Raw genomic sequence first — 26,178 nt, 5'->3', positions numbered from 1 at the left:
CCGATGTGTCGGCTCGTATAAATTAGTTTTGCGCCCGTTACTCGTCGTTCAGCGACGCGACCATCCCGCTGGCGACGCCCGTGTACCCCGCGGGCGTCAGGCCCAGCAACTCCTCGCGGGTGTCCTCGTCCACGTCTAGCTCCTCGAAGAGGTCGTGGAAGTCCTCCAAGGTGACCCGGCGGCCGCGGGTGAGGTCCTTGACGCGCTCGTAGGCGTCGGAGTGGCCCTCGCGCCGGAGGATAGTCTGGACCGCCTCGCCGATGATTTCGGGAGTCGCTTCGAGGTCGTCGCGCATGACCTCCTCGTTGGGCACGACCTTGCGGAGTCCGGCCTGTAGCTTGACGTAGCCCAGCAGGCAGTAGGCGAACGCCGCGCCGATGTTCCGCTTGACGGTGGAGTCCGAGAGGTCCCGCTGGAGCCGCGAGGAGGTCACGTAGTCGCCCAGAAACACGAGGTCCGCGTTGGCCTTCGAGAGGTTGCCCTCGCTGTTCTCGAAGTCGATGGGGTTGACCTTGTGGGGCATGGTCGAGGAGCCGGTCTCGCCCTCGGTCGCCTCCTGTCCGAGATACCGGTCGCTGACGTAGCGCCACGCGTCGCGGTCGAGGTCGAGCAGGACGTTGTTCGCTCCTCGCAGGGCGTCGAACAGTTCCGCGAGGTCGTCGCAGGGGTTGACCTGCGTGGTCAGCGGAGCCTGTTCGAGTCCCAATCCGTCCACGAACTCGCGGGCGAACGCGGGCCAGTCCACGTCGGGGTAGGCCGCGACGTGGGCCGCGTAAGTGCCCGACGCGCCAGCCAGTTTGCCCTGTAGCCCGTCGCGGGCGTCCTTCACGCGACCGATGGCCCGGCCGAGCCGCGAGGCGAAGACCGCCATCTCCTTGCCGAAGGTGGTCGGAGTCGCGGGCTGGCCGTGGGTGCGCGCGAGCATCGGCACGTCCCGGTGTTCGCGGGCGAGGTCCGCGAGGAGGCCCCGAACCAACTGGAGTTTCGGCAGGAGGACGTTCTCGACCGCGCCCTTCACCAGCAGTCGGTGGGCGAGGTTGTTCACGTCCTCGCTGGTCAGCGCGAAGTGAATCCACGGGATAACGTGGGACAGCTCCGGGTCGCCGACGCGCTCGCGGACGAAGTACTCGACGGCCTTCACGTCGTGGTTGGTCGCCGCGTAGTCGCCGTACCCCTCGGTCTCTATCTGCTTGACGAGTTCGGCGTCCGATTCGTCGAACTCCTCGTAGAGGACCCGGAGGTACTCGCGGTGGTCGTCGCGGATTTCGAGCGGCGTCGCGTCGAGGTCCGCCAGCGCGATGAGGTACTCGACTTCGACTTGCACGCGGGCACGCATCAGCGCGGCCTCGCTAGCGTACTCGCGCAAAGCCTCGGTCCGACCGGCGTACCGGCCGTCCAGCGGCGATACGGCGTAGAGCGAGTTCATGCCGAGAGGTGGCCGAGCGAACGCTAAAAGAATGTCGGTGTACCGATTTTCCAGTCGTTCGTCCGCCCAATCCTGTTGTGGGTCGCCGACGTGAGAACCCGCGTCGCTGTGTTTCTACAGCCTGCAGAGCAGCGGCTCCCAAGTGCCAGCACACGGGACTGCCTTGATTAATCTCATGCGTTTCACCTCCGCGAAATAATCTTGCCCTAATCAGATTAATTTTTCTAAATTTTTCTAATAATAGTGATACGGCCCCGAAGCCGATGTACTACGACATAGAATATACAAGTTTGTGGTCGAATACACGGATATAAAGCGCAGATGCTAGATATCTACCCATGTCTGTGCATTATTACCCCGCCTTCGACCGCAACTCCTTTTGCCGAGGCAGGTAGTTGTCCGAACATGACTCGAATCGCTGGACTCGCCAGCAATCGCGGCCGAAACCTGCTCCACATCGCCGACCGTACTCCCGGCGGCGCGGACTTGGGCGTCGTCCTGACCAACGACCCGGACGCGCCCGTGCTGGACGACGCCGAGGAGCGCGGGATTCCGACCGAAGTCGTCGCCCGCGAGGAGGGCGAGAGCAGACGCGACCACGAGGAGCGCGTCGTCGCCGCGCTCGACCCCCACGATTTCGACCTCGTGTGCCTCGACGGCTACATGCGCATCCTCTCGGACGCGTTCTTGGACGAGATGCCGACGACGCTGAACGTTCACCCCTCGCTCCTCCCGTCGTTCCCCGGCATGGACGCTCACGGGCAGGTCCTCGACGCGAACGTGAAGGCCACCGGTTGCACGGTCCACGTCGTCACCGATGCCACCGACGACGAGGGCGCGGTCGTGGAGAGCGAAGTAGACGCCGGACCCATCGTCACCCAAGAGCCGGTCCCGGTCTACGCGGGCGACGACGAGGAGGACCTGAAAGAGCGCGTCCTCTACGAGGGCGAGTTCAAGGCCTACCCCCGAGCGGTGAAGTGGTTCGCCGAGGGTCTCCTCGACGTGGACGCCGAGGAGGGCGAGGTCCGCGTCGAGGGCGACGAAGACGCCCAGTTCCCGGCCCGGAAGCTCGAATCCGCCGACCGCGCGGCCGACCTCCGGTACGGCGAGAACCCCCATCAGGACGCCGCGCTCTACGGCGACGCGACCTGCGACGAGGCCAGCGTCGTGGACGCGCCCCAACGCAACGAGGGCGCGAAGGGGATGGGCTACAACAACTACAACGACGCCGACGCCGCGCTGAATCTGGTCAAGGAGTTCGACCGGCCCGCCGCCGCGGTCATCAAGCACACCAACCCCGCGGGCTGTGCCACGGCCGACACGCTCGCGGACGCCTACGCCGACGCCCTCTCGACCGACGCCAAGAGCGCGTTCGGCGGCATCGTCGCGCTGAACCGCGAGTGCGACGAAGCCACGGCCGAGCAGGTAATCGACTCGTTCAAGGAGGTCGTCGTCGCGCCGGGCTACACCGACGCGGCCCTCGATACCCTCCGCGAGAAGGACAATCTACGCGTACTCGATGTCGGCGACGAGGAGGACTTCGCGGACATCTCGGAGACGACCACCGAGAAGGATTTGGTCGGGGGCCGACTCGTCCAAGAGCGCGACCTGCAAGCGCCGACCCGCGACGAGTTGGAGGTCGTCACCGAGCGCGAACCGACCGACGACCAACTCGACTCGCTGCTGTTCGCGTGGCAGACCATCAAGCACGTCAAGTCCAACGCCATCCTGTTCGCCGACGGGACCGAGACGGTCGGCGTCGGCGCGGGGCAGGTCTCGCGCGTGGACGCCGTCGAGATAGCCAAGATGAAAGCCGAGAAGGACGCCGAGGGCAAGTCCGCCGAGGGTGCCGTGATGGCCTCCGACGCCTTCTTCCCGTTCCCGGACGCCATCGAGGCGGCCGCCGAGGCGGGCATCGAGGCCGTGATTCAGCCCGGCGGGTCGGTCAACGACGACGACGTAATCGAGGCCGCCGACGAACACGGCATGGCGATGGTGTTCACCGGCCAGCGGTGCTTCAGACACGACTGACCGTCGGGGAAGGAGTCGTCTGAAGCTCGTCAGAGCTTGCCTCTGACGGTGCTTTAGACACGACTGAGCGAAGCGAAGGAGTCGTCTACAGTTCGGAAGACGCGGTTTGTCTTCCGGTGTCTCACCGAGCGAAGCGAGGTGAGGCTCTTCAGAGCTTGCCTCTGACGGTGTTTCCGGCACGACTGAGCGCGCGCTACGCAGTCTCTTTCTGTCGGAAAACGGGACGCCTCGGCCGAGTCAGTCGGCCTGCGGTGTCCAGTCGTGTTGGTGGTTCGCGTGGCCGCTCTCGGCCTCCGGGATGGCGCTGACCGCCCGGAACACCGTTACCGGGTCCTTGGACTTCTGCCAGTGCCACCGCGTCTTGGCCCAGAGCCACGCCGCGCGGAACGCCCCGACCTCGGGCGGCGACGAGAACACGTCGTAGTCCAGCGCCCGGATGAGGCGGTGATGCTCGGCGTAGAGGACCGCGGCGTACAGCACCGCGAACTGGCAGTCCTCGGGCAAGTACTCGATGCCCGCGACGCCCTCGCGGTACTTTCGCTCGGCGCGCCGCAACTCGTCGGCCATCGCGGCCCGGAAGCCGTCGGTCGGGTTGCAACGCCGAACGTCGGCCTCCGTGACGCCGTGTCGCTCGCGGGTGTCGCCGGGCAGGTAGATGCGGTCGTGGTCTTCGATGTCCTCGCGCACGTCGCGCAGGAAGTTCGTCAACTGGAACGCCTCGCCGAGCGCGACCGCGTGCGGTTTCGCTCGTTCGGGTTCCTCGACGCCGATTACGGCGTTCATCATCACACCGACCGCGGCGGCCGACCCGCGCATGTACTCCTCCAGCTCGTCGTAGGACTCCCAGCGACGCTTCTCGATGTCCGAGAGCATCGCGTCGATGAAGATGTCTATCTCCTCGTCGGGAATCCCGCGCTCGTCGCTGACTTCTTGGAAGGCGGCGAGAACGTCGTCGTCGGTCTCTTTCCGGCCCAGCGCCTCCGCCCGGAGTCGTTCGAGTCGCTCGCGTTGTTCGTCGGGGGGCAGGTCCGTCGCGCCGTCCACGACCTCGTCGGCCACACGGAAGAACGCGTAGAGGACGTAGGTCGGCTGACGAATTCGCTTCGGTAGTAGCCGCGTCGCGAAGTGGAAGGTTCTGCCGGTTCGCTGCTGAATCGTCTTACTTCGTCGGAGTTGTCGGTCGGTGACCATTCTGTCTCCTGTGTTGTGCAGAGTCCGGCCGAACAGCAGCGGCCCCGCAGCATCCTGTCTAAGGATTCGCCCGAGTTAATTCTTGGCGTTGGGAAACTCCGTGACCGACCGAAGTCGGCGGACCTTTTTTATCGTTGGAAAATGTTTCGTGTTAACAAGCCTCTCGATACCGGAACTCGACGATTTCCATGACGAACTCAGACTCCCACACGACAGACGACGCCGCTTCGACCGACGAACCGTCCACGACCGACGAACCCCCGACAGAGGAGTCCGCCGGAAGCGACGCCACCGTCGAGGAGCTACGGGCCACTGTCGCGGCACTGACCGACCGAGTGGCGCAACTCGAACGCACGGTCGCGTGGATGGCCCGCCAGCAGGCCGCCGAGACGGGCAACAGCGTCTGCCCGGAGTGCAACACCGGCGGAGCGTTGCGGGTGTCGCGCTCGCCGACCGGCAAGAAGCAGGTCCAGTGCAAGAGCTGTGGGGAGAAGATAAACTGAGAGGGATTGTCGTCGCAAGTCATCGTTTCTCGTGACGAATCCCAGCGTAACCGAGCGACAGCACCCTCATTCTGGTCGATGAATCTCCGAAGTTCTACGATAATCTCTACGACGACCCGCCACCACGCCTATCCGGGTCGCTCCCTTCGACTCGGACGTGAGTTCTTCCGACGCCACCACCGAGACGAGAGACGCGGGTAGCAACGGATTCGCAGGCCTCCTCGGGTCGCTCGCCGACGAGGCCGGACCGAGGCTGGCCCGACAGGCAGAGTCGGGCAACCTCGCGGCCGCTTCGGGCGTCGTCTCGCTGGTCGCCGCCGGACGGGCGTTCCTGAATGGCGAGCGCAAGCGCGGCGTCGTGCAGGCGGTCGCTGGCCTGTTCTGGGTCGGCGTCGCACTCGCACAGCGCCGGACCGACGAGTCCGGCGGAGCCGATACGGCTACCGGACCCGGCGAGTCCGACCTCTCGGCGGTCGCCTCCTCGTCGCCTGACGTTGGCGAAGCCGTCGAACCGGGCGAACGCGACGCCGACCACGCCACGGGCGAGGAGGTCGTGGACACTACCGACGCCGACATCGAGGAGACCGACACCGCTCCGGAGGTCCAGCGCGACACGGACACCGGGGACGTGGACCAGCGGGACGTGACCGACTCGACCGACGCGGCCGACGCCGTCGAGGAGACCGACGCGGAAGACGCCGCCGAGAGCCAAAGTGACGCGGACGACGAGTCCGCGAGCGGGGACGTGGACACCGACGACTCGGCGGCGGCCACCGCGGACGACGCCGACGAGGCGAACGCGGCCGAGGGCGACGACTGAGGACGGGTACCGACCCCGACTCCTCGTCGGGAGCGCGGCGTTTGTCAAGGAGGATATTTTCTAGACAAATATTCTCGTTTTTCTACCGACGATAGAACTGTCTCTTGCGCGCGTCGGCCCCGCGAGTTTTACGCCTCACCGTCCAACTCCGAACGTGACCGACGAACTACTCATCTACGGGTCGTACGGCTACACCGGCGCGCTCGTCGCCCAGACCGCGGTGGACGAGGGGATGACGCCGGTCCTCGCGGGCCGAACCGCCGAGAAGGTCGAGCGGCAGGCCACCGACCTCGGACTGGACCATCGGGTGTTCAGTCTCCAACACCCCGAAGTGATAGAGCGAACCCTCGCCGACTTCGAGGCGGTGCTGAACTGCGCCGGACCGTTCTCGCAGACCGCCGACCCGCTCTCCTCGGCGTGTCTGCGGGCGGGGACCGACTACCTCGACATCACGGGCGAAATCGACGTGCTGGAGCAACTCGCCGAGCGCGACCGCGACGCCGAGGAGGCCGACGTGACCCTCCTCCCGGCAGTCGGGTTCGACGTGGTGCCGACCGACTGCCTCGCGGGCTACCTCGCCACCGAACTCCCGTCTGCGACGAGTCTCACGCTCGCCATCGACGGGATGGGGACGTTCTCGCCGGGCACCGCCAAGTCCATCGTGGAGGGGTTGACCCGACCGGGCGCGGTCCGGCAGGACGGCGAGATTCGGACGGTCCCCGCGGCGTGGAAGCGGCGGCTCCTCGACTTCGGGCAAGGACCGAAGAGCGCGGTGACGATTCCGTGGGGCGACGTGTCGTCGGCGTACTACACCACCGGTATCGAGAACATCGAGACCTACGCCACCGTCCCGGAGTTCGCCGCGGACGTGATGGCCAAGACCGAGCCGTTAGCTCCGATATTCGGCTCGAAACCGGTCCAGCGCCTCCTGAAGGCTATCATCGACGCGACCGTCTCCGGACCGACCGCCGAGGAGCGCGCTCAGAGTTCCGCCCGCGTCTGGGGCGAGGTCGAGGACGACGACGGAAACCGGTTCGCGGCCAGAATGCGGACGCCAGACACCTACGACCTGACCGCTCAGACCGCAGTCGAAGCGGCCCGGCGCGTCGTCTCCGGCGAGGTCGAACCGGGTTACCAGACCCCGGCGTCGGCGTTCGGTCCGGAGTTCGCGCTGGAGTTCGACGGCGTGGAGCGCGAGGACGTTTCGGAGTTCTCCGACGTGGGCGTCAGCGTCGAGTCCTAACCGTAGAACTCGTCGCGGCCCGCGCCGCCCGCCCGGAGCATCGCGACGGTCTCCTCGTACGCCTCGGGGTACGAGTCGGCCTCGACGGCGGTGGTCCGCCCGCCCGCGCGCTCGACGCTCGGGGACCCCGCGGCGCGCGCCGCGAGGTTGGTCGTCGCCCAGTCGGCCTCGATTCGCGTCGGCGACGACACGTCGAGCGCGGCGGTCCCGAGCGCGTCCTCCGCCGCGCGTTCGACCGCACGCCGGGCCGCCGACCGAATCTCGTCGGCCGTCTCGCTCGCCGGGCGACACGCCGCGGTGAATCGGTCGATACCCTCCTTCACGGCGACGGTCTCGGGCGCGTCGCCGAGTTCGTCGCGGGCTTCGGCGACCGTCGCGTCGTCACCGGTGACGAGTCCGACGGGCACGCCCTCCGCGGCCGCGAGTCGCGCGTTCCAGCCGAGTTCCCCGGTCTCGTCGTCGCCGACCCGAAGCCGGAGGAGTTCGTGGCCGAAGAAGGTGTGGTTCAGAACCGCCTCGGGCGTCCCGGCCTTCGCGTGGTAGCCGACCAAGAGCGCGCAGTCGTGGTCCCCGAGTCCCTGCATCATCGACCGGGGCTTGGTGTTGCCGCGGATCAGCGTCGCTCGGCCGTCCAGTCGCTCGCGGTCCAGATTCCGCATAGAGGAGTGCGAGTCGTTGACCAGAATCTCGGTCGCGCCGCCAGCGACCGCCCCCTCTATCGCGGCGTTCACGTCGCCGTGGAGCAGTTCCGTGCCGCGGTCGTACTCGGGTTCGCCGCGAACTACGTCCTCGGCGGCCGCGACGCCCGTGACGCCCTCCATGTCTGCGGAGACGAACACTCGCATACTCGCTCCTCTCGGACCGTCGATAAAAACGTTCGGCGCGAACCGGGTGAGGAGATTCAGTACTCGTCGTGTAGTTCGCCGAAAAGGAAGCCGGTGGAGGGATTGTGAACGACGCCCGGACGGTTCTACTCGGTCGCTTCGCTCCCTGCGTGGACTGCGACCGGTCTAGTTCAAATCCGCCACAGAAGGCTCTTCAGCCTCACTTCGTTCGGCAGAAAGAGCCGGTGGAGGGATTTGAACCCTCGGCCTATTCCTTACGAAGGAATCGCTCTAGCCAGTCTGAGCTACACCGGCGCGCTTCGGTACGCACTCCAATGTAGACACCAGAATGTGCTTAAGACTTCCGAAATCGCCCGCCGTTAGCGAGTCAGTCGCACGTCGAGACAGACGTTGAGTTCGTGGGGCGCGTACGACCTGACGACGTGGCGCGTCTCGACTTCGATCTCGTACTCCGGTTCGGCCGCCGCGCGAATGGCCTCCTCGCCGGGGCCGAAGGGGTCCTCCTCGTGCTGGATGTCGTAGTAGTGAAGCAGGCAGTCGTCGCCCGCGAGTTCGACCGCCGCGTCGAGGAACTCATCGGCGCTGTGGGGCAGGTTCATCACCACGCGGTCGGCCCAGTCCTCGTAGTCGGGCGCGACTTCCCTCACGTCTCCCTGAATCGCGGTGACGCGCTCGGCCACGTCGTTCCGGCGAGCGTTCTCCCGGAGGTACTCGACGGCCTTCTCGTTCAGGTCAACCCCGACGACTTCCGCGCCGCGCTCGGCGAACGGGACGACGAACGGTCCGACTCCGGCGAACATGTCGAAAGCATGCTCGCCCGACTCCACCTGCTCGGCGACGCGGTGGCGTTCGGTGGCGAGTCGCGGCGAGAAGTACACCTCGGCCACGTCCAGCAGGTACTCACAGCCGTACTCCCGGTGGACGGTCTCGGTTCCCTCGCCGACCAACACCTCCCAGTCGCGGACGCGCAACTCGCCTTTCACCTTCGAGGCGCGGTTGACCACCGTCCTCGCCGGGATGTCCGAGTCCATCACGGCCTCGGCGATTTCGCGGGCGGTCTCGGGGTCCTCCTCGTCGAGAATCACGATGTCGCCGAGTCGCTCGTACGTGGGTTCGAAACCCAGCAGGTCCGCCGGGGTGTCGGGCGTGTCGCGCTCGCCGACCGCGCGCGAGACGACCGTCACGTCCTCGGGGACCGCCTCGGCGTCGGTCACCGGGAGATAGAGGTAGCCGTCTTCGACTTCGATTTCGAACTCGGCGGCGAGGAGTCCCGCGTCGGCCAACCGGCGGCGGGTCTCCTCGCCTCGATCACGCTCGACGCGGACGCACGGCACTTCCATGCCTATCGGTTCTCGCAGGGGCCGGTAAGCGTGACGCTTCGAGGACCGTCCGAACTACAGGGACCGACCGTCGCTCCGCGGCACGGATATCCCCGATTACCGTCCGGAAATGGGTATTTTTCGGCCGCGCGCACCACACGCCGTGATAGCATTACTCACCGTACAGCCCCCGTCTTCTCGGGGTAAACAGTTCTGAACGACAGAACACGATTCGCCGGACAGTACGGTCCTCTCGACAGATGCAGACAGAAATCATCGGAAAGAGAATCAGAACGATGGTGAACGAGCGTCGTCATTGAATACGGAAATCGTCGTAGCCGGATGTGGCTCCGCGACGGGCGGAGTCGGTGACCCAAAATGGCAGAACTCTACCAACAGCCCCAGCGAGAACAGCAAGAACAGTCCCAGCTCGGCCAACAGCGGTTCGGCCAGCAGAGCCAGCGAAGTCAGCAACCGCAGACGAGCCAGCAGTCCCAAATCGGCCAGCAAGGCCAGATGGGACAGATCTCCCAGCTCGGCCAGAAGATCGGCCAACAGTTCGACCGGAGCGTCCCGCAGGATGTCCAGCAGACCATCGAGACGCTCGACCGAATCGAGTCGGTCTCCGAATGGGCGAAGACCAAGGTCTCACAGCACCAGATGCCCCAAGCCGTGCGCGCCTTCGACGACCTGCAGGACATCGCGCACTTGGAGAAGAAGCTCGTCATCCGCCAGTCGCCGTACGCCCGACCCATCGGCGAGGCGGTCAAGCAGACGTTCCAGCAGAACGTGCAGGAACTCCAGCAGTACGCCCAGCAGCCGGAAGTGCAGGAGGCAGTCCAGCAGGTCCGCGAGTCGGTCCAGACGCTCGACCAGAGTCTGAACACGGTCCAGCAGCTCGCCCAGCAGCGCCAGCAGCAACAACAGGGCCAGCAGTCCCAGCAACACGGCCAGCAGGGCCAACAGCAGTTCGGTCAGCAGAGCCAGCCCCAGCAGTTCGGCCAGCAGGGCGGGAGCCTTCAGCAGTACTGACTCCCGACGCCGTTCTTTTTCGTGAGCGCCGCCAGCTACACTCGAAAGGCTATAGCCACAGCGGCCGCCTATAGGCAGGTATGCTCACATTCGTCGGACTCGGTCTCTACGACGAGCGCTCGATAACCGTCGAGGGCCGCGAGGCCGTCCGCGACGCCGACCGCGTCTTCGCCGAGTTCTACACCAGCAAGCTCCTCGGAGCGACCGTCGAGGACCTCGAAGCGTACCACGACACCGACATCGAGGTTCGGGACCGCGCGGGCGTCGAGCAGGACCCCGAGGCCATCCTCCGTGCGGCCGAGGAGGGCGACGTGGTCTTCCTCACGGCGGGCGACACAATGATTTCGACCACGCACGTCGATTTGCGACTCCGGGCCACGGAGCGCGGTATCGACACCCGCGTCGTCCACGCGCCGACCGCCGAGTCGGCCGCTAGCGGACTCACTGGTCTCCAAAACTACCGGTTCGGCAAGGCGACGACGCTCCCCTTCGAGTACGCCCACGGCGCGGACGGCGTCCCGGCGAGCGTCACCGACGCCATCGACGAGAACCGCGAGCGCGGCCTGCACACGCTGGTCTACCTCGACATCAAGGCGCGCAACGACGAGTACATGACCGCCGACCACGCCGCGGACGTACTCGCCGACGAGTACCCCGACCTGCTCGCGGTCGTGGTCGCGCGCGCCGGGAGTCCGGATCCGCTCGTGACCGCGGGCCGACTCTCCGCGCTCGCTACGCGGGACTTCGGCGACCCGCTCCACCTCCTCGTCGTTCCGGGCGACCTCCATCACATCGAGGCCGACGCGCTCCGCGAACTCGCGGACGCTCCGGCGGACCTCCTCGAGGTAGAATAAGTCGAAGTTACCGAGAAACGCACTTCGGTCTTTCTACTGGCCTTTGCCGTCGGTAGCCAGCGTACGCTCGGTGCCGACCGCCTCGTGGAGGTCGTACTCGTCGCCGGTGACGATGTAGAGTACGTCCTCGCCGACGGTCAGTAGTTCCGGCACCTCGCGGGCGACCGCCCACGCGATTCCGACCAGCGCGACCACCGAGAGGCTCTGGGCGAGTACGCGGTCGGAGATGAAGTACGACACCATGTTGGGATTCTCGTATCCTAGCAGCGCGACTGTCGGATCAACGAATATCTGGAGCCACTGCTGGCTGAACGCGAGCGTGATGAACACGACGCGGACGAGGTTCAACGCCCAGATGACGGGGATGGCGATGGCGAAGCCCTTGAGTTTCCGACGGAGCGGCGCCCGCACCGCGGCGATGAGACCACCGAAGATGGCCATGCTCCCGATGCCGGTACACGCCAGCAGGACGTTGACGGTGAACACGCCGTGGACGGGGTTGTCGAATCGGTACGTCCCGTCGAGACCTCTGCCGTGCTGGACAATCTGGAACTCGTAGCCCAACTGCTCCATCACGAAGCCGCCCTGCCACGCGACGGTCTCGATGAGCCACGTCTTCGCGGGCGGAATCATCGTGAACGGCATGTAGATGAGCCCCATGAACGCGACGGCCCGCGAGAGCAAGAACAGCGTCTCTCGGCCCTGCACCAGCAAGTACGCCGCGTAGAGACAGGCGGGAAGCGCCGCGAGACTGAGCGCGCCCTCGATGAAGCTCTTCTGCTCGAACGCGAAGTGCGGGAACAGCGCGAGCCAGAAGACGCCGAAGACGACCCACGCGGCCGACCCGAGATAGCGCGCCCGGCCACGTCCGTGGCCGTCGTCGTACCAGTCGAGCGCGGCCGCCGCGGCGAACAACCCGACTGCGAGCCACGCGAGTCCGTCTGTCAACGCAGAAGTCACTGTTAAGCGTGTCAAAGCGGTCCCCGAATAAAGAGTTGACGGCTCCAGCCGTCTCGAAGTACGGTCGGCTTACGGGTACGGAAACGACGCGTTTCGTCGCCGGACAGCGCCGTCGCTACCGGGTCGAGTGCGCGAAAAAATGGAAACCGCGAAACCGGGAACTCCGGTGGTTAGTTAGCTACGCTTAGTTGCTGCGGCGGAGAGCCAGCAGCGCGGCAGCGACGAGCGCGACGAGGGCCACGCTAACACCGAAGCCGGGGATGCCACCGTCGCCACCGTCAGTGGTGGTCTCCGTGGTACCTGCCTCGGTGGTGGTCTCCTCGGTGGTGGTCTCCTCGGTGGTGGTCTCCTCGGTCGTGGTCGTGGTCGTCGTCGTGGTCGTCGTCGTGGTCGTCGAGGTACCTTCCGTGGTCTCGGTCTCGTCGACCGCGTTGACGTTCACGACGCCGCTGATTTCGTCACTGCTGCCGGGGAAGTTGTTCCGAGTCGCGACCGAGAACTCGGTCCCGTTCGAGACATCACTGAAGTCGAAGGACGCAGTGAACATCCCTTCGGAGCCGACTTCGACCTGCGTGGTCTTGAGGAACTGGCCGCTGGAGCGAGCCTCGACGGTCAGCGTCGTACCGGGCGCGAGGTTGCTCTGACCGGAGACGTTGGTCATGCGCTGGCCGACGGTGATGTCGTTGCCCTCGTTCAGCGTAACCGACTTCTCTTCGACGGTGAACGTCGTAGAGACTTGCTCGGTGTCGCTAGCGACGGCGAACGGTTCCTCAACGGTGAACGTAGCATTCCACTCGCCGGTCGGGAGCGACTCGGTGTCGCCCCGAGTATCGTCGTAGTCAATCTGGTTGGTCGGGACGAGAGCGAAGAACGTGTTGTTCTGGCTGTCAACAACCGTCCGCACGCTCTCGTTAGATGCGTTGAAGCTAATCGGGTTGGCGTTGACGCCAGCGTCCTCCTGCTGGATCGTGAGATCGAGACCGCTGCGGTTCCAGTTCGTGTTCGAGTCGTTGAATGAACCGTAGAGTCCGGAGGCCTTGACCTGCACGACCGCGTAGTCGCCCGAAGCAACCGTGTTACTCTGGGAGACAACGTCGGTGACATCGCTCGGGTTGAGGTTGTTCCCACTGAGGGAGTTACTCGGAGCGACCCAAGACTGGGCAGCGTCGGTCGAACGCTGGCCGAGGTTGAGTGTAGCGACGTCAAGTTCGTTGTCTTTGTTGTTGTTCTCCGTGACGTTCAGGGGGTAGTTACCCGACGCGACGGGAGCGTTCTCAACGTTAGTCTGGCCGCCGAAACTGTCGTCGATGTTGGCAGTGTCATCTCCTTCCGCCGTGACGTACTCGTAGCCAGACTCGTTCGTGTAGTAGCTGTTGAAGTGGATGTGGACCTTACCGTCGTCGTTCTTGTCCTGAATGTCGATTTTCTGCAGGTAGTTGACCTCAGAGGAACCGACGAAGACGTCGGCGACCGACGTACTCGTCAGGTCGACGGTGATATTAGCGACGTCACCGCGCTGCTGGCCGAACACGTTCTGGTCGAACGTCGCGTCAAGGTCTGCAGCTTCGGTGACCGTAAGCTGGATTTCCTCAGTAGTCGTGGTGTCGTTAACCGCCATGGTGAGCGTGTAGTTGCCAGCACCGAGGTCGACAGTACTCACGTTGAAGGAGTCACTTTCACCAGCGTTGAACGTCTGGTTGTTGAAGTCGCTGTCTGTCGAGTTCACCGTGAAGTCGAAGTCACCAGCACGGTTGCTGTCGTCAATGTTGAAGTGAACGCCGTCAACGTTAGTCGAGACGGAGACGTTCGACTTGTTCAGCGCAACCGTCTGTTGAACGACCTGGAAGTCGTACACGTTGCTGCTCGAGCTGTTGGTACCGCCGAGCGTGTACTGGCCTTCCAGACCATTCGTAGCGAAGGTGACGTGACCAGAGCCGTCAGCACTGTACTGGTCTTCGTAGTTTCCGTCGTCGTCGTAGAGCGTTACACTTGCATCGTTAGCGTAGCCGGTCGCAGCCGCGGTCTGGCCCTGGAAGACGACATCCGTGCTCGAGATGTCCTGAGTACCAGACGTATCGTGATTTGCAGCGACTGTACCTGCGAACGCGGCCGTGCCGGCGAAGACCGACGTGACCAGCATCGCAGCCAGAAGTACGCTGCGGAGTTTGTCGTTTGTCGTTGTCATGTTTGGTTTGGGTTGGTTATTCGGTCGGCGACAGCATCTTTCCGCTGCCCGTCGGGGGAACCCGACACCGCACCGGGCGTGGGCAACCTGTACTCGCTACTGCCACCATGGGTAGGGGTACGCATGAAAAGTTAAGCGCCGGTTATAAGTGCTTTGTGGTCTGGCCCATGGTCCGTCAAACCTTCTCACGGCCGCGAGCGGCCATTCTAGGCGGTTCAGCAACGCGAGATTACTCGGACACCCTGAGAGTTCCTTATAAAGAAATCGCCCGTTTCCCGCGCTCGGAGGAGATAGCGCGACGCACGTCCGGATTTTTACTCGGAGGAAAATTAGTCATCAGCAGGTCACGTGACGACCAGTCCGCGGCGACTAACGGGTCGATTACTCGTCGCGCTCGATGACTTCGATTTCGTGGCCGTCTTGGTCCTTGGTGAAGGCGTAGCGGTTGTCGCAGGACTCGGGGTCGCGGTAGTCCTCCGCGTCGCGCTCCATCAGCGTCGCCCAGTCGTCCTGCAAGTCGTCGGCGCGAACAGCGAGGTGGCCCCACGCGTCGCCGAGGTCGTACGTGCGCCCGTCGTAGTTGTACGTGAGTTCGACCGCCATCGCCTCGTCGGCCGCGCCTGCGGGCTTCATGAAGTAGTTGGCGAAGGTGTCCGATTCCCAGCGGCCGGTGTGTTCGTACTCCAGCTTTCGGGTGTACCAGCCCAGCGCCTCGTCGGCGTCCTCGACGCGAATCATGGTGTGGTCGAGGCTCCAGCGCGCGCCGTGGTCGCGCTCGACGATTTCGATCTCGTGGCCGTCGGGGTCTTTGACGAACGCGTACGAACCGCCACAGGAGTCGGGGTCGCGGTAGTCCTCGACGCCCTCGTCTATCAGACCCTCGTAGGCGTCGTACACGTCGTCTACGCGCACGGCGATGTGTCCCCAGCCGTCGCCCATCTCGTAGCTCCGGTCGTCGTGGTTGTACGTGATTTCGAGGAGTGCCCCCTCGTCGTGGACCTCCTCGGGACCGAGGTAGACGTTGGTGAACGTGTCGGCCTCCCAGCGGCCCTTCTCCTCGTAGTCGAGGTGGGTTCCGTACCAGTCGAGGGTCTCCTCTAAGTCTTCGACGCGCATCATCACATGGTCGAGCGTGGCGTTCATGACGGTTCGAACGTGGTGGGTCCGGCGCAAAAGGGTACCGCTCGCGGAAGAAATAGAAAGAGAGGAGACCCGCGCACGCACGAAGGAACCCGGATTATCGCCACAGCGCGGTCCGCAGGTCCGGCCAGTGGAACCACCACGCCGCGGTCCACAGCATGACGGTCCCGACCGGCACCGCCAGCAGGCCCGGCGTCCGCAGGCCGAGCGCGAACCAGAGGTCGCTGACGCCCGCCAGCCCGAGGAGACCCCCCGTCACGCGTCGGTCCTCCAACTCGGGGGCGACCGTTCCGAGCGTCGCGTTGCCGACCGCCAGCGCGTAGAGCAGGACGGCGACGGGCCACGCGAGCAGTCGATTCGGAAGACCGCGGGTGTAGACCAGCAGGTAGTCGGAAAGTGTCGTGAGGTGAATCGGGTCGGTCGTGACCAGTCCCCACGCGAAAACCAAATCGCCGGACGTGAGAACGGTCCACGGGAGAGCGGCGAGCGCGAGGAGCGTCAGCGGTCGCCGCCAGTCGCGGTCTTCCATCACTTCCTGACGACGAGTCGGAGGATGTCTTCGTCGGCGAGTTCGTGTTCCTTGCCGACCTGTTGCTCGTCGTGCTTGGCGCTCGGGCCGCTGACGCGGGCGAACCGGAACCGCTCGTCCATGTTCCCGCCGATCTTCCGGGCGGCGTCGCCGACGGTCGAGCCCTTTTTCAGGACCAGCGGTTCTTCTTTGTCCACGCCGCGGCCGGGCTTGTCCATGTAGATTCTCATTAGCCCGAGTTCCCGCCAGATAGTGTCTTTGAGCGAGTCCAGTCCCTTCTCCTCCTCGGCGGAGATGAAGATGGCCTCGTCGGGGTCGATACCGTACTCGCGCAGGTCCTCGTTGACGGTGTCGATGTAGTCGGGTTCGATGAGGTCCACCTTGTTGACGGTCACGATGGAGGGGATGTACTCGCGGTTGTCCATCACGCCGTCCACGAGACGGTCCACGTCCAGTTGCTCGCGGATGGTCACGTCGGCGTTGACGTAGCCGTACTCCCGGAGAACCTCTTTCACCACGTCCTCCGAGAGGTCCAACTCGACGCTCGACGTGACCCGAATGCCGCCCTTGCCCTTCTTGGCTATCTTGACGCTCGGCGGCTCTTGGTCGAGTCGAATTTTGTTCTCGTAGAGTTCCTTCCGCAGGCGTTCGTACTGGTCGATTTCGAACACCGAGAGGACGAAGACGACGAGGTCGGCCGCGCGCACGACGGACAGTACCTCTTGGCCGCCCCCGCGTCCGTGGGCCGCGCCCTCGATGAGACCCGGCACGTCGAGCAGTTGGATGTTCGCGCCGTTGTACTGGAGCATGCCGGGGTTCACGTCGAGCGTCGTGAACTCGTAGTCGCCCGTCTCGCTCTCGGCCGCCGTCAGCGAGTTGAGCAGGGTGGACTTGCCGACGCTCGGGAATCCGACGAACGCGACGGTCGCGTCGCCGTGCTTCTCGACGTGGTATCCTTCGCCGCCACCGGCGGAGGACTGGTTTTCGAGTTTCTCTTTCTTCTCCGCGAGTTTGGCCTTCAGCCGTCCGATGTGGCTCTCCGTAGACTTGTTGTACGGCGTCTCGGCGATCTCCTCGCGGAGGTTCTCGATTTCTTCCTCCAGTCCCATTAGGAGTGAGTCGGCCGCGCGCGCCGAAAAACCCTTTCTTTCTTCACAGTCGTCGCCTACGGACCGACTCGCGGTCCCCGCGTCCGGGCGCTGACCTCCTCGCTCGGCGTGGCGATTCGCGGTCCCGCACCGCCGACCCGCCCACGACTGACTTAGCAAGTCTTAAAACCGCTCCGGAGTGTTCGTTTAGGTATGGCTGAGACGATAGAAGTACTCGTCCCCGGCGGGCAGGCGGACCCCGGTCCGCCTCTCGGTCCCGAACTCGGACCGACGCCGGTCAACGTACAGGAGGTCGTCAACGAGATCAACGACCAGACGGAGGCATTCGACGGCACCGAAGTCCCCGTGACGATCACGGTCGAGGACGACGGCGGCTTCGAAATCGAAGTGGGCGTCCCGCCGACGGCGGCGCTCATCAAAGACGAAGCCGGGTTCGACACCGGTAGCGGCGAACCCCAAGAAGACTTCGTCGCGGACCTCTCCATCGACCAAGTTCGGAAGATAGCCGAGCAGAAGTCCCCGGACCTGCTCGCCTACGACACCAAGAACGCCGCGAAGGAAATCGTCGGTACCTGCGCCTCGCTCGGCGTCACCATCGAGGGCGACGACGCCCGCGAGTTCAAGCAGAAGGTGGACGCTGGCGAGTACGACGACGTGCTAGTGGACGAGGCGGCGGCGTAGACCCCGACGCAGTTCTTCTCACTTCCTGCTTCCCGACGGCCGATAGCCATCGGGCTGTTCGCCGCGATGACCCGACTTCCCGACGAGGAGACCCGCCGTGACGGACCGACCGCAACTCAGGTTTCGAGGGCGCGTTCGAGGTTGGTCGTCCGGGCGGCCCGCACCAGCGTCGGTTCGCGGTCACGGGTCCGCTCCAGCAGCGGGTCGAGGTCCCGCGTCGCGCCGTCAAGTTCGACGGTGCCCGCCTCGCGGTCGTACTCCACGACGCCCGCGGCGGCCAGTTTCGGCAGGTGGGCGTGGACGAGCGACGTTTCGACGGACGTACGGTCGGGCGCGTCGTCGCCGTCGGCCGACTGCCACGCCGCGATTCGCCGGGCGAGTTCGGAGACGCTGGTTCGGCCGTTGCGCTTTACCGTGTAGATGACTCCCCGGCGTCGGGCGTCGCGGAGGAGGTCGAAAGCCGCACTTACGTCGTTGGGTTCGGTTCCGGGTTGCTCCGTCATACGAGAAAGTCGTGGTCCCAAGGGTACATTAACGGGGGCGTCGGTCCCGTCGGTTTCGACGCGTGCGTTCCGACCGTTGCAACTGTTTCAATGTAATCTCTATATCTTTTAATATAGGCTCCGAAACCGGCCGCGACGCCCCCGCGAGGAGAACCCGTACTGCTTTAACCTATCAGGGACCGAACGTCAGGTAATGCTCGCGGGAGTCAACGTCGCGCTCGGGGTGACCGGTAGCATCGCGGCGGTCAAGGTAGTCGAGTTGGCCCACGAACTCCGTCGTCGCGGCGCGTCGGTCCGCGCGGTGATGACCGACAGCGCGCAGGGTATCGTCCACCCGTGGGCGGTCGAGTTCGCCACGGACCGCTCGGTCGTCACCGAGATTACCGGACAGGTCGAACACGTCGAACTGTGCGGTCGGGACGGGTGGGCCGACGTACTCCTCGTCGCGCCTGCGACCGCCAACACGGTCGGGAAGATGGCGGGCGCGATAGACGACTCGCCCGTGACCACCTGCGCGACGACCGCGCTCGGCGCGGACGTGCCGGTCGTCGTCGCGCCGGCGATGCACGAACCGATGTACGACCATCCGGGCGTGCTGGACGCCATCGACCGCGTGGAGTCGTGGGGCGTCGAGTTCGTCGAGCCTCGAATCGAGGAGGGCAAGGCCAAGATAGCCACCGAGGAGGCCATCGCGCTCGACGTGGCGCGGGCCTGTTCGCCCGACGGGTTCGCGGGCGCGAACGTCGTCGTCACGAGCGGCGCGACCAGCGAACCCATCGACCCGGTTCGTCTCCTCTCGAATCGCTCCTCGGGCAAGACCGGCCGTGCGGTCGCGCGGGCGTGCTACGCGCTCGGCGCGGACGTGACGCTGGTCCACGACGGCCCGGACGTGCCCTACGCCGAAGTCGCCGAGGTCGAGACGGCCGCGGAGATGACCGACAAAGTCCTCGACCGCGTGGAGGGCGGGGCCGCCGACGCCGTGGTCTCGGCCGCGGCCATCTCGGACTACACCGTCGAGGCCGCCGACGAGAAGATTCGGTCCGGACGGGACCTCACGCTCGAACTGACGCCGACCACGAAGCTCATCGACCGCGTGCGCGAGGCCGGAGACCTCCCCGTCGTCGGGTTCAAGGCCGAAACCTCCGGCGACGACGAGGAGATGGTCGCGCAGGCCCGCGAGACGCTCCGCCGGGCGGCCCTCTCGTTCGTCGTCGCCAACGACGCCAGCGTGATGGGCGACGACCTGACCCGGACGCTGTTCGTCCGCGAGAACAGCACGCGCAAGTACGAGGGGACGAAAGGCGAGTTGGGGTGGCAGGTCGCCGAGCAGTTGGCCGACGAGCTGTAGCGCGGTCGAGTCTCGAACGTCAGCGCGCGCTGAACTGCTCTCTCGTCGCCCGGCGCGCGCTGGCGCGGTTGTCGTGAGCGGATGCGAACGACTGCTCGTCGGACGAACCGCGTCCGACGGTGCCCTGTGACGCGCCGACCGCGCAATCGGTCGGGGAGGACTGGGTACCGTGCGGTTGCGGTGCGGTACGATTGGCGTCGGCAGTCGCTCGTTTTCGTCTACCGTCTCTTAGTCCTGCGACCACGAGATGGACCGCCGGAATCAACGAAAAATCAAAAGACAGCTCTTACACCGCCACACCGATGACGAAGAAACCTACGTCCAAGTCAGTCCGAGCGCGACTCTTCCGCCTCTTCCCGCGGCCAGCGCGCCTCGTCACCGAAGAACGGCACGCCCATCTTCTGGGCCGACCGCGAGATGAGGTGCGCGCCGGTCGGCGCGGTCAGGAACAGGAAGACGATGCCGACCAGCGAGGTCAGGCCCGCGCCCTGCGGACCGTAGTAGACGAACCCCGCCAGCAGTATCGAGGAGGCCCCGAGCGTGGCCGCCTTACTGCTGGCGTGCATCCGGTTGTACACGTCGGGGAACCGAATCAGGCCGACCGTGCCGACCAGCAGGAAGAAGCCCCCGACGACGACGAGCGCCGCGACGACGAGTTGGTGAATCGTGTTCATTATTCGATGATGTCTCCTTCGACGACGTACTGGCTGACTGCGATGGTGCTGATGAACCCGATGATGGCGAGGACGAGGCTCACCGTGACGAACAGGCCTTCCCCGGTCACGAGCGCGAACAGCGCCGCGATGGCGACGACGTTCGTGGCGATGGTGTCGAGCGCGACCACTCGGTCGGGCACCGTCGGCCCCTTGATGACCCGGTAGCCAGCGAGCAGGGTGAGCGCGGCCGCGAGTATCAGGGTCGCGTTCACGACCGGTTCGAGGAGCGACGCTTCACTCGCCATCGGCCTCACCTCCCTCGGTCACGTCCGGCCCGCCGTCGGCGCGCTCGCCGACGCGGGGCGCACCGGGGACCTCCGGCACGGGGTCGCCGGGCTTTCGCTCCTCGTCGAAGATGACCAGCGCGTAGTCCTCCCACGCGCGGATGGGTTCGACGACCGCCTCTCGGTTCCGACCGGTGATGCCGTGGACGTACAGCGCGTTGGTCTCCTCGTCGTAATCCATGGTGAGCGTTCCGGGTGTCAGCGTGATGGAGTTGGCAATCGTCGTGATGGCGGCGTCGGTCTCGACGCGGAGCGGCACGACCACCACGCCGGGTTCGAGAGGCATGCTGGGCGCGAGGACGCGGTAGGCCACGTCGATGTTCGCGGTCAGCAGTTCCTTGAGGAACAGCGCGACGTAGACGCCCGCGTAGGGAAGCGCCCGGAGGTTGCGGCCGAGTTCGGTCCGCTCGGTGTAGAACCGCCGGAAGGCGAACGCCACCGGGAGACCGAAGGCGAGACCGATGAGGAACTCGCCCAGAATCGAGGCCGGGTCGAGCGCCACGCCGCGGACGAACAGCCACAGCACCGCCAGTAGGACGCCGACGACCGGCCACTTGCGGGGTCTCACGAGTGACCACCTCCGCCACCGCCAGCGGCTTCGGCACCGCTACCGCCTCCGAGGACGGTCTCGACGTACTCCTGCCGGTCGAGCGCGGCCTCCGCGCCAGCCTCGGCGGCCCGCATCACCACGTCGAAGCCGACGCCGAGGAGGGCGATAGCGAGGGCCATCGCGACCACGACGGCGACTAGCGTGAACCTCGTCTCGCCGTGCTGGACGAGCAGTGATGGCTCGCCCCAGAAGCCGCGGTTCCACGCCCGCGAGAAGTACGCGATAGTGAGTATCGCGCCGAACAGCGCGACCGCGAGTCCCGCCGTCGAACTGGCCTGCCCCGCCGCGTCGAAGACGAGGAGCTTCCCGAAGAAGCCCGACAGCGGCGGGATGCCGATGAGCGCGAGCGCACCGACGAAAAAGCCGCCCGAGAGCCACGGCGCGGTCTCGGAGAGACCGCCGAGGTCCGGGAACTCCTCGGTGCCGACCGCGTCGTACACCGCGCCGCTGGCCATGAACAGCAGGCCCTTGGCGAAGCCGTGGTTCAGTGCGTAGACCAGCGCGGCCGAGACACCCAGCACGCGAATCGACTCGTCGGTCGTCGTCGCGGCGATGGCCAGCGGCAGGACGATGAACCCGACCTGTCCGATCGAGGAGTACGCCAGCAGGCCGTCGATGTCGTCGCGGCCGACCGCGCCGAGACCGCCGACGATAATGCTCGCCGCGGCCATCACGAACAGAATCGGCCCGTAGAACGCGAGCAGTGCGCTCCCGCCGTCGGGGACCGAGAGACCGGGGAACGAGAGGCCGCCGAGCGCGGCCGCGCCGAACACGGTGAAGTAGACGCGAATGATGGCGTAGACGCCGACCTTCTTGACGACGCCTGCGAGCATCGCCGACACCGGTGCCGGGGCCGCCCGGTACGCCGCGGGCACCCAGAACTGGAACGGCGCGAGTCCGGCCTTCAGCGCGAACACCGCGAACAACAGCGCCGAGAGACCGAGGACCGGGGCGACGGCGAAGTCGCCGTACGCGGCGGGATTCGCCACGCGCCGGGAGAGGTCGGCCATGTTGAGCGTCCCGGTGGTCGAGTACAGCCCACCGATTGCCAACAGCATGACCGCGCTCCCGACGAGATTCAATACGACGTACTGGAGCGCCGCGCGAGTGTGTTCCGGACCGCTGTAGAACACCACGAGGACGTAGCTCGACATGAGCATCACCTCGAACCAGACGAAGAGGTTGAAGATGTCGCCCGTGAGGAACGACCCCGTGACCCCGACCATCATGAAGTGATAGAGGGGGTGGTACGAGACGCGCTGGCCGAACGTATCGACGTAGGCCGACGAGAACACCAGCGCGGCGAGCGCGATGACCGCCGAGAACGCCAGCATGAACGCCGACAGCGAGTCGGCGACCAGCGTGATGCCGAACGGTGCCTGCCAGCCCGACAGCTGGTAGCTGAAGACGTTCGTCGCGCCGAGCGGGTCCACTTTCGAGACCAGCCACGCGACCGCCCCGAGGTAGCCCACCCCGCCGAGGAGACTCAGCGTCGTCTGCACTCGATTGAACCGACGAGTCAGCAGGGTCGCTATCGCGGTGACGAGCGCGACCAACAGCGGCGCGATGACGAACTGTCCGCTCATGCTTTATCACCCAGTTCCAGCAGGTCGATGGTTCCGTGTTCTTCGTAGACTCTGTAGGTCAACACGAGCGCGAACGCAGTCGTCCCGAAGCCGATGACGATGGCGGTCAACACGAGCGCCTGCACCAGCGGGTCGGTGACGCCCGCGCCGTGGCCGCCGCCGTGACCACCGAGGATGGGGACGCTCCCCGAGAGGCCGCCCATCGTGACGAGGTAGACGTTCGCCGACTGGCTGATGATGGTGACGCCCCAGACGACCCGCACCACGTCGCGGCGCAGGACGAGGAAGGTTCCCAGTGCGAACAGGACGCCCAGCACGCCCGCGAGGACGAACTGCGTCATTCGCTTCCCACCACCGCGAGGATAGTGAGGAGCGACCCGACCACGACGAAGTAGACGCCGAGGTCGAAGGCGAGGGCACTCGCGACGTGTAGTTCCCCGTAGACGGGAAGCGCGGGAGTGTACCAGTGGTCCTGCAACAGGAAGTTCCCGCCGAACAGGAGCGGTACCAGTCCCGAGACCGCGGCGACCGCGAGTCCGACGCCGAAGGCTATCTGGTAGTTCTCCACGATGCCGTGCTGGAGGGACTCGATGATGGTCTCGCGGTTCTGGTGGAGTAGCTCCTCTTCGAGGTAGTCGAGTCCGTAGATGATGTATATCAGCGCGAACGCCGTCACGGTCAGGACTCCGCCGATGAAGCCGCCACCGGGGAGGTTGTGACCCTGCAACAGCAGGGCGACGGCGGTCACGAGGATTATCGGTACGACTGTGCGCGTGACCGTTCGTGCGATGACTGTACTCATTGGGTCTCACCTCGTTCGCGCATGGCGACCAGCGTCAGCACCGAGAGGGCGGCCATCGCGACCACCGCGATTTCGCCCATCGTGTCGAACGCCCGGAAGTCCACGAGGATGACGTTGACGATGTTGTGACCGCCCGCTTGGTCAACCGTCAACGCGGGGTCTCTGAAGTAGTCCGCGAGAGGGGCGTCGGGCGTCGCGGCCGTCGAGACCAGCACGGTGACGAACACCGTCGCCCCGACCACCGCCGACAGCACGCCGTCGCGAATCATCTTGCCGCGGCCCGCGTTCCCGTAGAACGCCGGAAGCTTGTCCAACACCAGCAGGAAGATGACCAGCAGCAGCGTCTCGACGACCAACTGAGTCAGCGCGAGGTCCGGGGCCGACGCGAGGACGTAGAACACCGCGACCATGAACCCGAGAATCGAGAGGGTCAGCACGCCCGAGATGTGAGAGGGCGCGATGGACACCGCGACCGCGCCGACGATGGCGACCCCCAACACGAGCGCGAGGGGTATCGTGACGGCGAACCCGGAGAAGTCGGGGAGCGCGACCCCCGAGGCGACGTATCCGGCGAGCGCGAGCGCCGCGACCGAGGCCATTGCCCACGTCGCGTACGTCCGGAGGAGACCGTTCTGGACGGTCGCGGCGGTCGTGTCGCTGAAGTCGTTCACGCCGAAGACCGTCGAGTCGTAGTACCAGTTCGCGCGGAGGAAGTTCACGTCCGTAATCGCGTTCACACCGCGATGGAGCCGGTCGTAGAACGGGTAGGCCGCCGCACCGAGGGCGATGGTCACGGCGCTCATCGCCAGTGCGGGGGTAACGTGGTCCGGGATGTAGTAGCTGAACCCGCCGTGGAGGTCCGCTCCCGGCGGGACAGTGGCGGCCCAGACTTCGGTCACGAAGTCGTCGAACGGCGCGAAGTGAATATCGAACGTGCCGAGGAGACCGCCGATACTGACCAGTCCCGCCAGCACCCCGAGCAGGAGCGGCGGCGCGAGCATCGCCTTCGGCGGCGAGTGGACCTTGTGGAGGCCCGTGGGCTTCTCGCCGAAGAACAGCATCAGGAACTTGATGGAGTAGAGGAACGTGAAGACGCTCCCGAAGACCGCGACCGCGGGGTAGAGGTAGGCGAGTCCTCCTCCGGCCGCGTGCGCGGCCTCCCACGCCGCCTCGAACAGCAATTCCTTGGAGTAGAAGCCGTTGAACGGCGGCACCCCTGCCATCCCGAGCGACGCGACGACCGCGATTCCGGCGGTGATGGGCAGGTCGTCTTTCAGCCCGCCCAAGTTGTCTATCTTCCGCGTTCCGGCCTCGTGAGCGACGATACCGGCGACGAGGAACAGCGCGGCCTTGAACGTCGCGTGGTTGATGATGTGGAACGCGCCGGTCTCGCCGCCCAACTCCGAGACGAAACCGAACCCGGCCACGATGAGACCGAGGTGGCTGGCCGTCGAGTACGCCAGCAGTTCCTTGATATCTGTCGCGCCGACCGCCAAGATTGCGGCGACGGTCATCGTCGTCAGGCCCAAGATGGCGAACGCGAGTTCCCACTCGTGGCTGACCAGCACGGGGCGGAAGCGCCCCAGCAGGTAGACGCCCGCCTTGACCATCGTCGCCGAGTGGAGGAACGCCGAGACCGGCGTGGGTGCCTCCATCGCGTTCGGCAACCAGATGTGGAGCGGGACCTGCGCGGACTTGGCGGCCGCGCCGACCCCGACGAGACCGAGGACGGGTAAGAACAGTCCTTCTGCCCGAAGTTGCTCCTGTACGAACTCGGGGTTCTCCAGCATGTAGACGATGCTGAACTCGCCCGTGACCGCGTGGAGCAACAGGAAGCCAACGAGCATGAACAGACCGCCCGAGACGGTGATGAGCATCGACTTGCGGGCGGCGTACTGCGAACTCTTCTGGCGCTGGTAGTGACCGATGAGGATGAACGACGACAGGCTGGTCAGTTCCCAGAACACGAACAGTGCGATGAGGTCGGCGGCGAACGCCACGCCGAGCATCGACCCCATGAACGCGAGCAGCGCCGCGTAGTACTTGGGCTGGCCCGGTTCGCCGTGCATGTACCCGCCCGAGTAGGTCAGGATGAGCACGCCGACGCCGCTGGCCAGAAAGCCGATCAGTAGCGAGAGGCCATCGACGTAGAAGCTCACCGAGACCCCGAGCGAGGGTATCCACGGGAAGCTCACGGTGCCGTGGGTGCCGTACTGGCTGGCCACGAGTCCGAAGCAGGCCAGCGCGACCGCGGCCGCGTAGTACGCGGTGCGCTCGCCCAGCGCGCGGTAGACGAGCGGCACGAACGCCGCGGCTACGAACGGCAGGAACACGACGGCGAGGACCGCCGACGCTGCCGGGTCCGGTGTCGGTTGCACACCCGAGAGTGACTTCGGACCGGACTTAACAGTTCTCAAATCGGGGTCGGGAAGGAACGGCTCCGCATTCAAACACGCTCACG

At 65.5% G+C, this 26,178-nt stretch carries 25 protein-coding genes and 1 tRNA gene; 8 read left to right on the top strand and 18 right to left on the bottom strand.

Annotation, left to right across the window (positions count from 1 at the left end):
• Nucleotides 1-37 precede the first annotated feature (37 nt).
• Nucleotides 38-1,426 (bottom strand): adenylosuccinate lyase, encoded by a 1,389-nt coding sequence (purB, locus tag EPL00_RS04025; RefSeq protein WP_135851713.1) that lies wholly within the window; start codon nucleotides 1,424-1,426, stop codon nucleotides 38-40.
• Between the two features lie 405 nt (nucleotides 1,427-1,831).
• Here purB and purH point away from each other — a divergent pair, with 405 nt between their 5' ends.
• Nucleotides 1,832-3,457: a bifunctional phosphoribosylaminoimidazolecarboxamide formyltransferase/IMP cyclohydrolase gene (gene purH / locus EPL00_RS04020; protein WP_135851714.1), complete on the top strand. Its 1,626-nt coding sequence runs from the start codon at nucleotides 1,832-1,834 to the stop codon at nucleotides 3,455-3,457.
• Nucleotides 3,458-3,694: 237 nt separating this feature from the next.
• On the opposite strand, the gene EPL00_RS04015 is transcribed toward purH, so the two are convergent.
• On the bottom strand, nucleotides 3,695-4,648 hold the full coding sequence (locus EPL00_RS04015; protein ID WP_135851715.1) for a phytoene/squalene synthase family protein: 954 nt from the start codon (nucleotides 4,646-4,648) through the stop codon (nucleotides 3,695-3,697).
• A 188-nt stretch (nucleotides 4,649-4,836) separates the two neighbouring features.
• On the opposite strand from EPL00_RS04015, the gene EPL00_RS04010 reads away from it, so the two are divergent.
• The 3 genes from EPL00_RS04010 to EPL00_RS04000 all read left to right on the top strand — a co-directional run bounded on the left by EPL00_RS04010 (nucleotide 4,837) and on the right by EPL00_RS04000 (nucleotide 7,214).
• Nucleotides 4,837-5,151, top strand: a complete 315-nt coding sequence (locus tag EPL00_RS04010; protein ID WP_135851716.1) for a zinc ribbon domain-containing protein — start codon at nucleotides 4,837-4,839, stop codon at nucleotides 5,149-5,151.
• 157 nt (nucleotides 5,152-5,308) lie between these two features.
• Entirely contained in the window at nucleotides 5,309-5,971 is a 663-nt protein-coding gene (locus EPL00_RS04005; protein WP_162224142.1) for a hypothetical protein, read from the top strand.
• Nucleotides 5,972-6,125: 154 nt separating this feature from the next.
• Nucleotides 6,126-7,214, top strand: coding sequence for a saccharopine dehydrogenase family protein (locus EPL00_RS04000; RefSeq protein ID WP_135851717.1), 1,089 nt, complete (start codon nucleotides 6,126-6,128; stop codon nucleotides 7,212-7,214).
• Here EPL00_RS04000 and EPL00_RS03995 read toward each other — a convergent pair.
• The 3 genes from EPL00_RS03995 to EPL00_RS03985 form a co-directional block, all read right to left on the bottom strand.
• Complete coding sequence (locus EPL00_RS03995; RefSeq protein ID WP_135851718.1) at nucleotides 7,211-8,059, bottom strand: M55 family metallopeptidase; 849 nt, start codon at nucleotides 8,057-8,059, stop codon at nucleotides 7,211-7,213. The two genes, EPL00_RS04000 and EPL00_RS03995, sit on opposite strands and share 4 nt — an antisense overlap.
• A gap of 219 nt (nucleotides 8,060-8,278) precedes the next feature.
• Nucleotides 8,279-8,353: transfer RNA gene (locus EPL00_RS03990), tRNA-Thr, on the bottom strand.
• A 65-nt stretch (nucleotides 8,354-8,418) separates the two neighbouring features.
• A complete protein-coding gene (locus EPL00_RS03985) occupies nucleotides 8,419-9,399 on the bottom strand; it encodes a class I SAM-dependent methyltransferase (protein WP_135851719.1) in 981 nt (326 codons plus the stop codon).
• Nucleotides 9,400-9,756: 357 nt separating this feature from the next.
• Between EPL00_RS03985 and EPL00_RS03980 the strand changes: the two genes are divergently transcribed.
• Both EPL00_RS03980 and dph5 read left to right on the top strand, forming a co-directional pair.
• Nucleotides 9,757-10,410, top strand: coding sequence for a hypothetical protein (locus EPL00_RS03980; RefSeq protein WP_135851720.1), 654 nt, complete (start codon nucleotides 9,757-9,759; stop codon nucleotides 10,408-10,410).
• A gap of 80 nt (nucleotides 10,411-10,490) precedes the next feature.
• Nucleotides 10,491-11,264: a diphthine synthase gene (gene dph5 / locus EPL00_RS03975; protein WP_135851721.1), complete on the top strand. Its 774-nt coding sequence runs from the start codon at nucleotides 10,491-10,493 to the stop codon at nucleotides 11,262-11,264.
• 33 nt (nucleotides 11,265-11,297) lie between these two features.
• On the opposite strand, the gene artA is transcribed toward dph5, so the two are convergent.
• The 5 genes from artA to EPL00_RS03950 all read right to left on the bottom strand — a co-directional run bounded on the left by artA (nucleotide 11,298) and on the right by EPL00_RS03950 (nucleotide 17,187).
• Nucleotides 11,298-12,224, bottom strand: a complete 927-nt coding sequence (artA, locus tag EPL00_RS03970) for an archaeosortase A (protein ID WP_135851722.1) — start codon at nucleotides 12,222-12,224, stop codon at nucleotides 11,298-11,300.
• A 184-nt stretch (nucleotides 12,225-12,408) separates the two neighbouring features.
• Complete coding sequence (locus EPL00_RS03965) at nucleotides 12,409-14,409, bottom strand: DUF7827 domain-containing protein (RefSeq protein ID WP_135851723.1); 2,001 nt, start codon at nucleotides 14,407-14,409, stop codon at nucleotides 12,409-12,411.
• 381 nt (nucleotides 14,410-14,790) lie between these two features.
• The gene (locus EPL00_RS03960; RefSeq protein ID WP_135851724.1) at nucleotides 14,791-15,552 is read right to left on the bottom strand and encodes a VOC family protein; all 762 of its coding nucleotides are present in this window, start codon (nucleotides 15,550-15,552) and stop codon (nucleotides 14,791-14,793) included.
• Between the two features lie 94 nt (nucleotides 15,553-15,646).
• Nucleotides 15,647-16,078 carry a TIGR04206 family protein gene (locus tag EPL00_RS03955; protein WP_135851725.1) on the bottom strand — a complete coding sequence of 144 codons (432 nt, stop codon included), beginning with the start codon at nucleotides 16,076-16,078 and terminating at the stop codon, nucleotides 15,647-15,649.
• Complete coding sequence (locus tag EPL00_RS03950) at nucleotides 16,078-17,187, bottom strand: OBG GTPase family GTP-binding protein (protein ID WP_135851726.1); 1,110 nt, start codon at nucleotides 17,185-17,187, stop codon at nucleotides 16,078-16,080. The genes EPL00_RS03955 and EPL00_RS03950 overlap by 1 nt, the downstream gene beginning before the upstream one ends.
• Before the next feature lie 192 nt (nucleotides 17,188-17,379).
• Between EPL00_RS03950 and EPL00_RS03945 the strand changes: the two genes are divergently transcribed.
• Nucleotides 17,380-17,868 carry a 50S ribosomal protein L11 gene (locus tag EPL00_RS03945; RefSeq protein ID WP_135851727.1) on the top strand — a complete coding sequence of 163 codons (489 nt, stop codon included), beginning with the start codon at nucleotides 17,380-17,382 and terminating at the stop codon, nucleotides 17,866-17,868.
• Nucleotides 17,869-17,984: 116 nt separating this feature from the next.
• On the opposite strand, the gene EPL00_RS03940 is transcribed toward EPL00_RS03945, so the two are convergent.
• Entirely contained in the window at nucleotides 17,985-18,371 is a 387-nt protein-coding gene (locus EPL00_RS03940) for a DUF7344 domain-containing protein (protein ID WP_135851728.1), read from the bottom strand.
• A gap of 193 nt (nucleotides 18,372-18,564) precedes the next feature.
• Between EPL00_RS03940 and coaBC the strand changes: the two genes are divergently transcribed.
• Nucleotides 18,565-19,719, top strand: coding sequence for a bifunctional phosphopantothenoylcysteine decarboxylase/phosphopantothenate--cysteine ligase CoaBC (gene coaBC / locus EPL00_RS03935; protein ID WP_135851729.1), 1,155 nt, complete (start codon nucleotides 18,565-18,567; stop codon nucleotides 19,717-19,719).
• 326 nt (nucleotides 19,720-20,045) lie between these two features.
• Here coaBC and mnhG read toward each other — a convergent pair whose 3' ends face one another.
• From mnhG to mbhE, 7 genes are read right to left on the bottom strand one after another with little or no spacing between them, the layout of a single operon-like run.
• Nucleotides 20,046-20,393: a monovalent cation/H(+) antiporter subunit G gene (gene mnhG / locus EPL00_RS03930; protein ID WP_135851730.1), complete on the bottom strand. Its 348-nt coding sequence runs from the start codon at nucleotides 20,391-20,393 to the stop codon at nucleotides 20,046-20,048.
• Entirely contained in the window at nucleotides 20,393-20,680 is a 288-nt protein-coding gene (locus EPL00_RS03925) for an MrpF/PhaF family protein (RefSeq protein ID WP_135851731.1), read from the bottom strand. The genes mnhG and EPL00_RS03925 overlap by 1 nt, the downstream gene beginning before the upstream one ends.
• Nucleotides 20,670-21,287 carry a Na+/H+ antiporter subunit E gene (locus tag EPL00_RS03920; protein ID WP_135851732.1) on the bottom strand — a complete coding sequence of 206 codons (618 nt, stop codon included), beginning with the start codon at nucleotides 21,285-21,287 and terminating at the stop codon, nucleotides 20,670-20,672. The genes EPL00_RS03925 and EPL00_RS03920 overlap by 11 nt, the downstream gene beginning before the upstream one ends.
• Nucleotides 21,284-22,915 carry a complex I subunit 5 family protein gene (locus EPL00_RS03915; protein ID WP_135851733.1) on the bottom strand — a complete coding sequence of 544 codons (1,632 nt, stop codon included), beginning with the start codon at nucleotides 22,913-22,915 and terminating at the stop codon, nucleotides 21,284-21,286. The genes EPL00_RS03920 and EPL00_RS03915 overlap by 4 nt, the downstream gene beginning before the upstream one ends.
• Nucleotides 22,912-23,256, bottom strand: coding sequence for a sodium:proton antiporter (locus EPL00_RS03910; protein ID WP_135851734.1), 345 nt, complete (start codon nucleotides 23,254-23,256; stop codon nucleotides 22,912-22,914). The genes EPL00_RS03915 and EPL00_RS03910 overlap by 4 nt, the downstream gene beginning before the upstream one ends.
• Nucleotides 23,253-23,717: an MnhB domain-containing protein gene (locus EPL00_RS03905; protein WP_135851735.1), complete on the bottom strand. Its 465-nt coding sequence runs from the start codon at nucleotides 23,715-23,717 to the stop codon at nucleotides 23,253-23,255. Before EPL00_RS03905 ends, EPL00_RS03910 begins: the two co-directional genes overlap by 4 nt.
• On the bottom strand, nucleotides 23,714-26,095 hold the full coding sequence (gene mbhE, locus EPL00_RS03900; RefSeq protein ID WP_135851736.1) for a hydrogen gas-evolving membrane-bound hydrogenase subunit E: 2,382 nt from the start codon (nucleotides 26,093-26,095) through the stop codon (nucleotides 23,714-23,716). Before mbhE ends, EPL00_RS03905 begins: the two co-directional genes overlap by 4 nt.
• Nucleotides 26,096-26,178: the final 83 nt, after the last annotated feature.

This window comes from Halorussus salinus (assembly GCF_004765815.2).
GTDB lineage: Archaea > Halobacteriota > Halobacteria > Halobacteriales > Haladaptataceae > Halorussus > Halorussus salinus.
This window is presented reverse-complemented; position numbering and strand designations above follow the sequence as displayed.

What these genes read in the sequence shown, in the direction of transcription:
- EPL00_RS03910 (WP_135851734.1), bottom strand. Translation starts at nt 23,256, where the DNA reads ATGACGCAGTTCGTCCTCGCGGGCGTGCTGGGCGTCCTGTTCGCACTG.
- EPL00_RS04010 (WP_135851716.1), top strand. Translation starts at nt 4,837, where the DNA reads ATGACGAACTCAGACTCCCACACGACAGACGACGCCGCTTCGACCGAC.
- purB (WP_135851713.1), bottom strand. Translation starts at nt 1,426, where the DNA reads ATGAACTCGCTCTACGCCGTATCGCCGCTGGACGGCCGGTACGCCGGT.
- EPL00_RS03985 (WP_135851719.1), bottom strand. Translation starts at nt 9,399, where the DNA reads ATGGAAGTGCCGTGCGTCCGCGTCGAGCGTGATCGAGGCGAGGAGACC.
- EPL00_RS03980 (WP_135851720.1), top strand. Translation starts at nt 9,757, where the DNA reads ATGGCAGAACTCTACCAACAGCCCCAGCGAGAACAGCAAGAACAGTCC.
- EPL00_RS03905 (WP_135851735.1), bottom strand. Translation starts at nt 23,717, where the DNA reads ATGAGTACAGTCATCGCACGAACGGTCACGCGCACAGTCGTACCGATA.
- EPL00_RS03945 (WP_135851727.1), top strand. Translation starts at nt 17,380, where the DNA reads ATGGCTGAGACGATAGAAGTACTCGTCCCCGGCGGGCAGGCGGACCCC.
- mnhG (WP_135851730.1), bottom strand. Translation starts at nt 20,393, where the DNA reads ATGAACACGATTCACCAACTCGTCGTCGCGGCGCTCGTCGTCGTCGGG.
- EPL00_RS03940 (WP_135851728.1), bottom strand. Translation starts at nt 18,371, where the DNA reads ATGACGGAGCAACCCGGAACCGAACCCAACGACGTAAGTGCGGCTTTC.
- EPL00_RS03950 (WP_135851726.1), bottom strand. Translation starts at nt 17,187, where the DNA reads ATGGGACTGGAGGAAGAAATCGAGAACCTCCGCGAGGAGATCGCCGAG.
- dph5 (WP_135851721.1), top strand. Translation starts at nt 10,491, where the DNA reads ATGCTCACATTCGTCGGACTCGGTCTCTACGACGAGCGCTCGATAACC.
- EPL00_RS03995 (WP_135851718.1), bottom strand. Translation starts at nt 8,059, where the DNA reads ATGCGAGTGTTCGTCTCCGCAGACATGGAGGGCGTCACGGGCGTCGCG.
- coaBC (WP_135851729.1), top strand. Translation starts at nt 18,565, where the DNA reads ATGCTCGCGGGAGTCAACGTCGCGCTCGGGGTGACCGGTAGCATCGCG.
- EPL00_RS04015 (WP_135851715.1), bottom strand. Translation starts at nt 4,648, where the DNA reads ATGGTCACCGACCGACAACTCCGACGAAGTAAGACGATTCAGCAGCGA.
- EPL00_RS03955 (WP_135851725.1), bottom strand. Translation starts at nt 16,078, where the DNA reads ATGGAAGACCGCGACTGGCGGCGACCGCTGACGCTCCTCGCGCTCGCC.
- EPL00_RS03965 (WP_135851723.1), bottom strand. Translation starts at nt 14,409, where the DNA reads ATGACAACGACAAACGACAAACTCCGCAGCGTACTTCTGGCTGCGATG.
- EPL00_RS03915 (WP_135851733.1), bottom strand. Translation starts at nt 22,915, where the DNA reads ATGAGCGGACAGTTCGTCATCGCGCCGCTGTTGGTCGCGCTCGTCACC.
- EPL00_RS03960 (WP_135851724.1), bottom strand. Translation starts at nt 15,552, where the DNA reads ATGAACGCCACGCTCGACCATGTGATGATGCGCGTCGAAGACTTAGAG.
- EPL00_RS03925 (WP_135851731.1), bottom strand. Translation starts at nt 20,680, where the DNA reads ATGGCGAGTGAAGCGTCGCTCCTCGAACCGGTCGTGAACGCGACCCTG.
- purH (WP_135851714.1), top strand. Translation starts at nt 1,832, where the DNA reads ATGACTCGAATCGCTGGACTCGCCAGCAATCGCGGCCGAAACCTGCTC.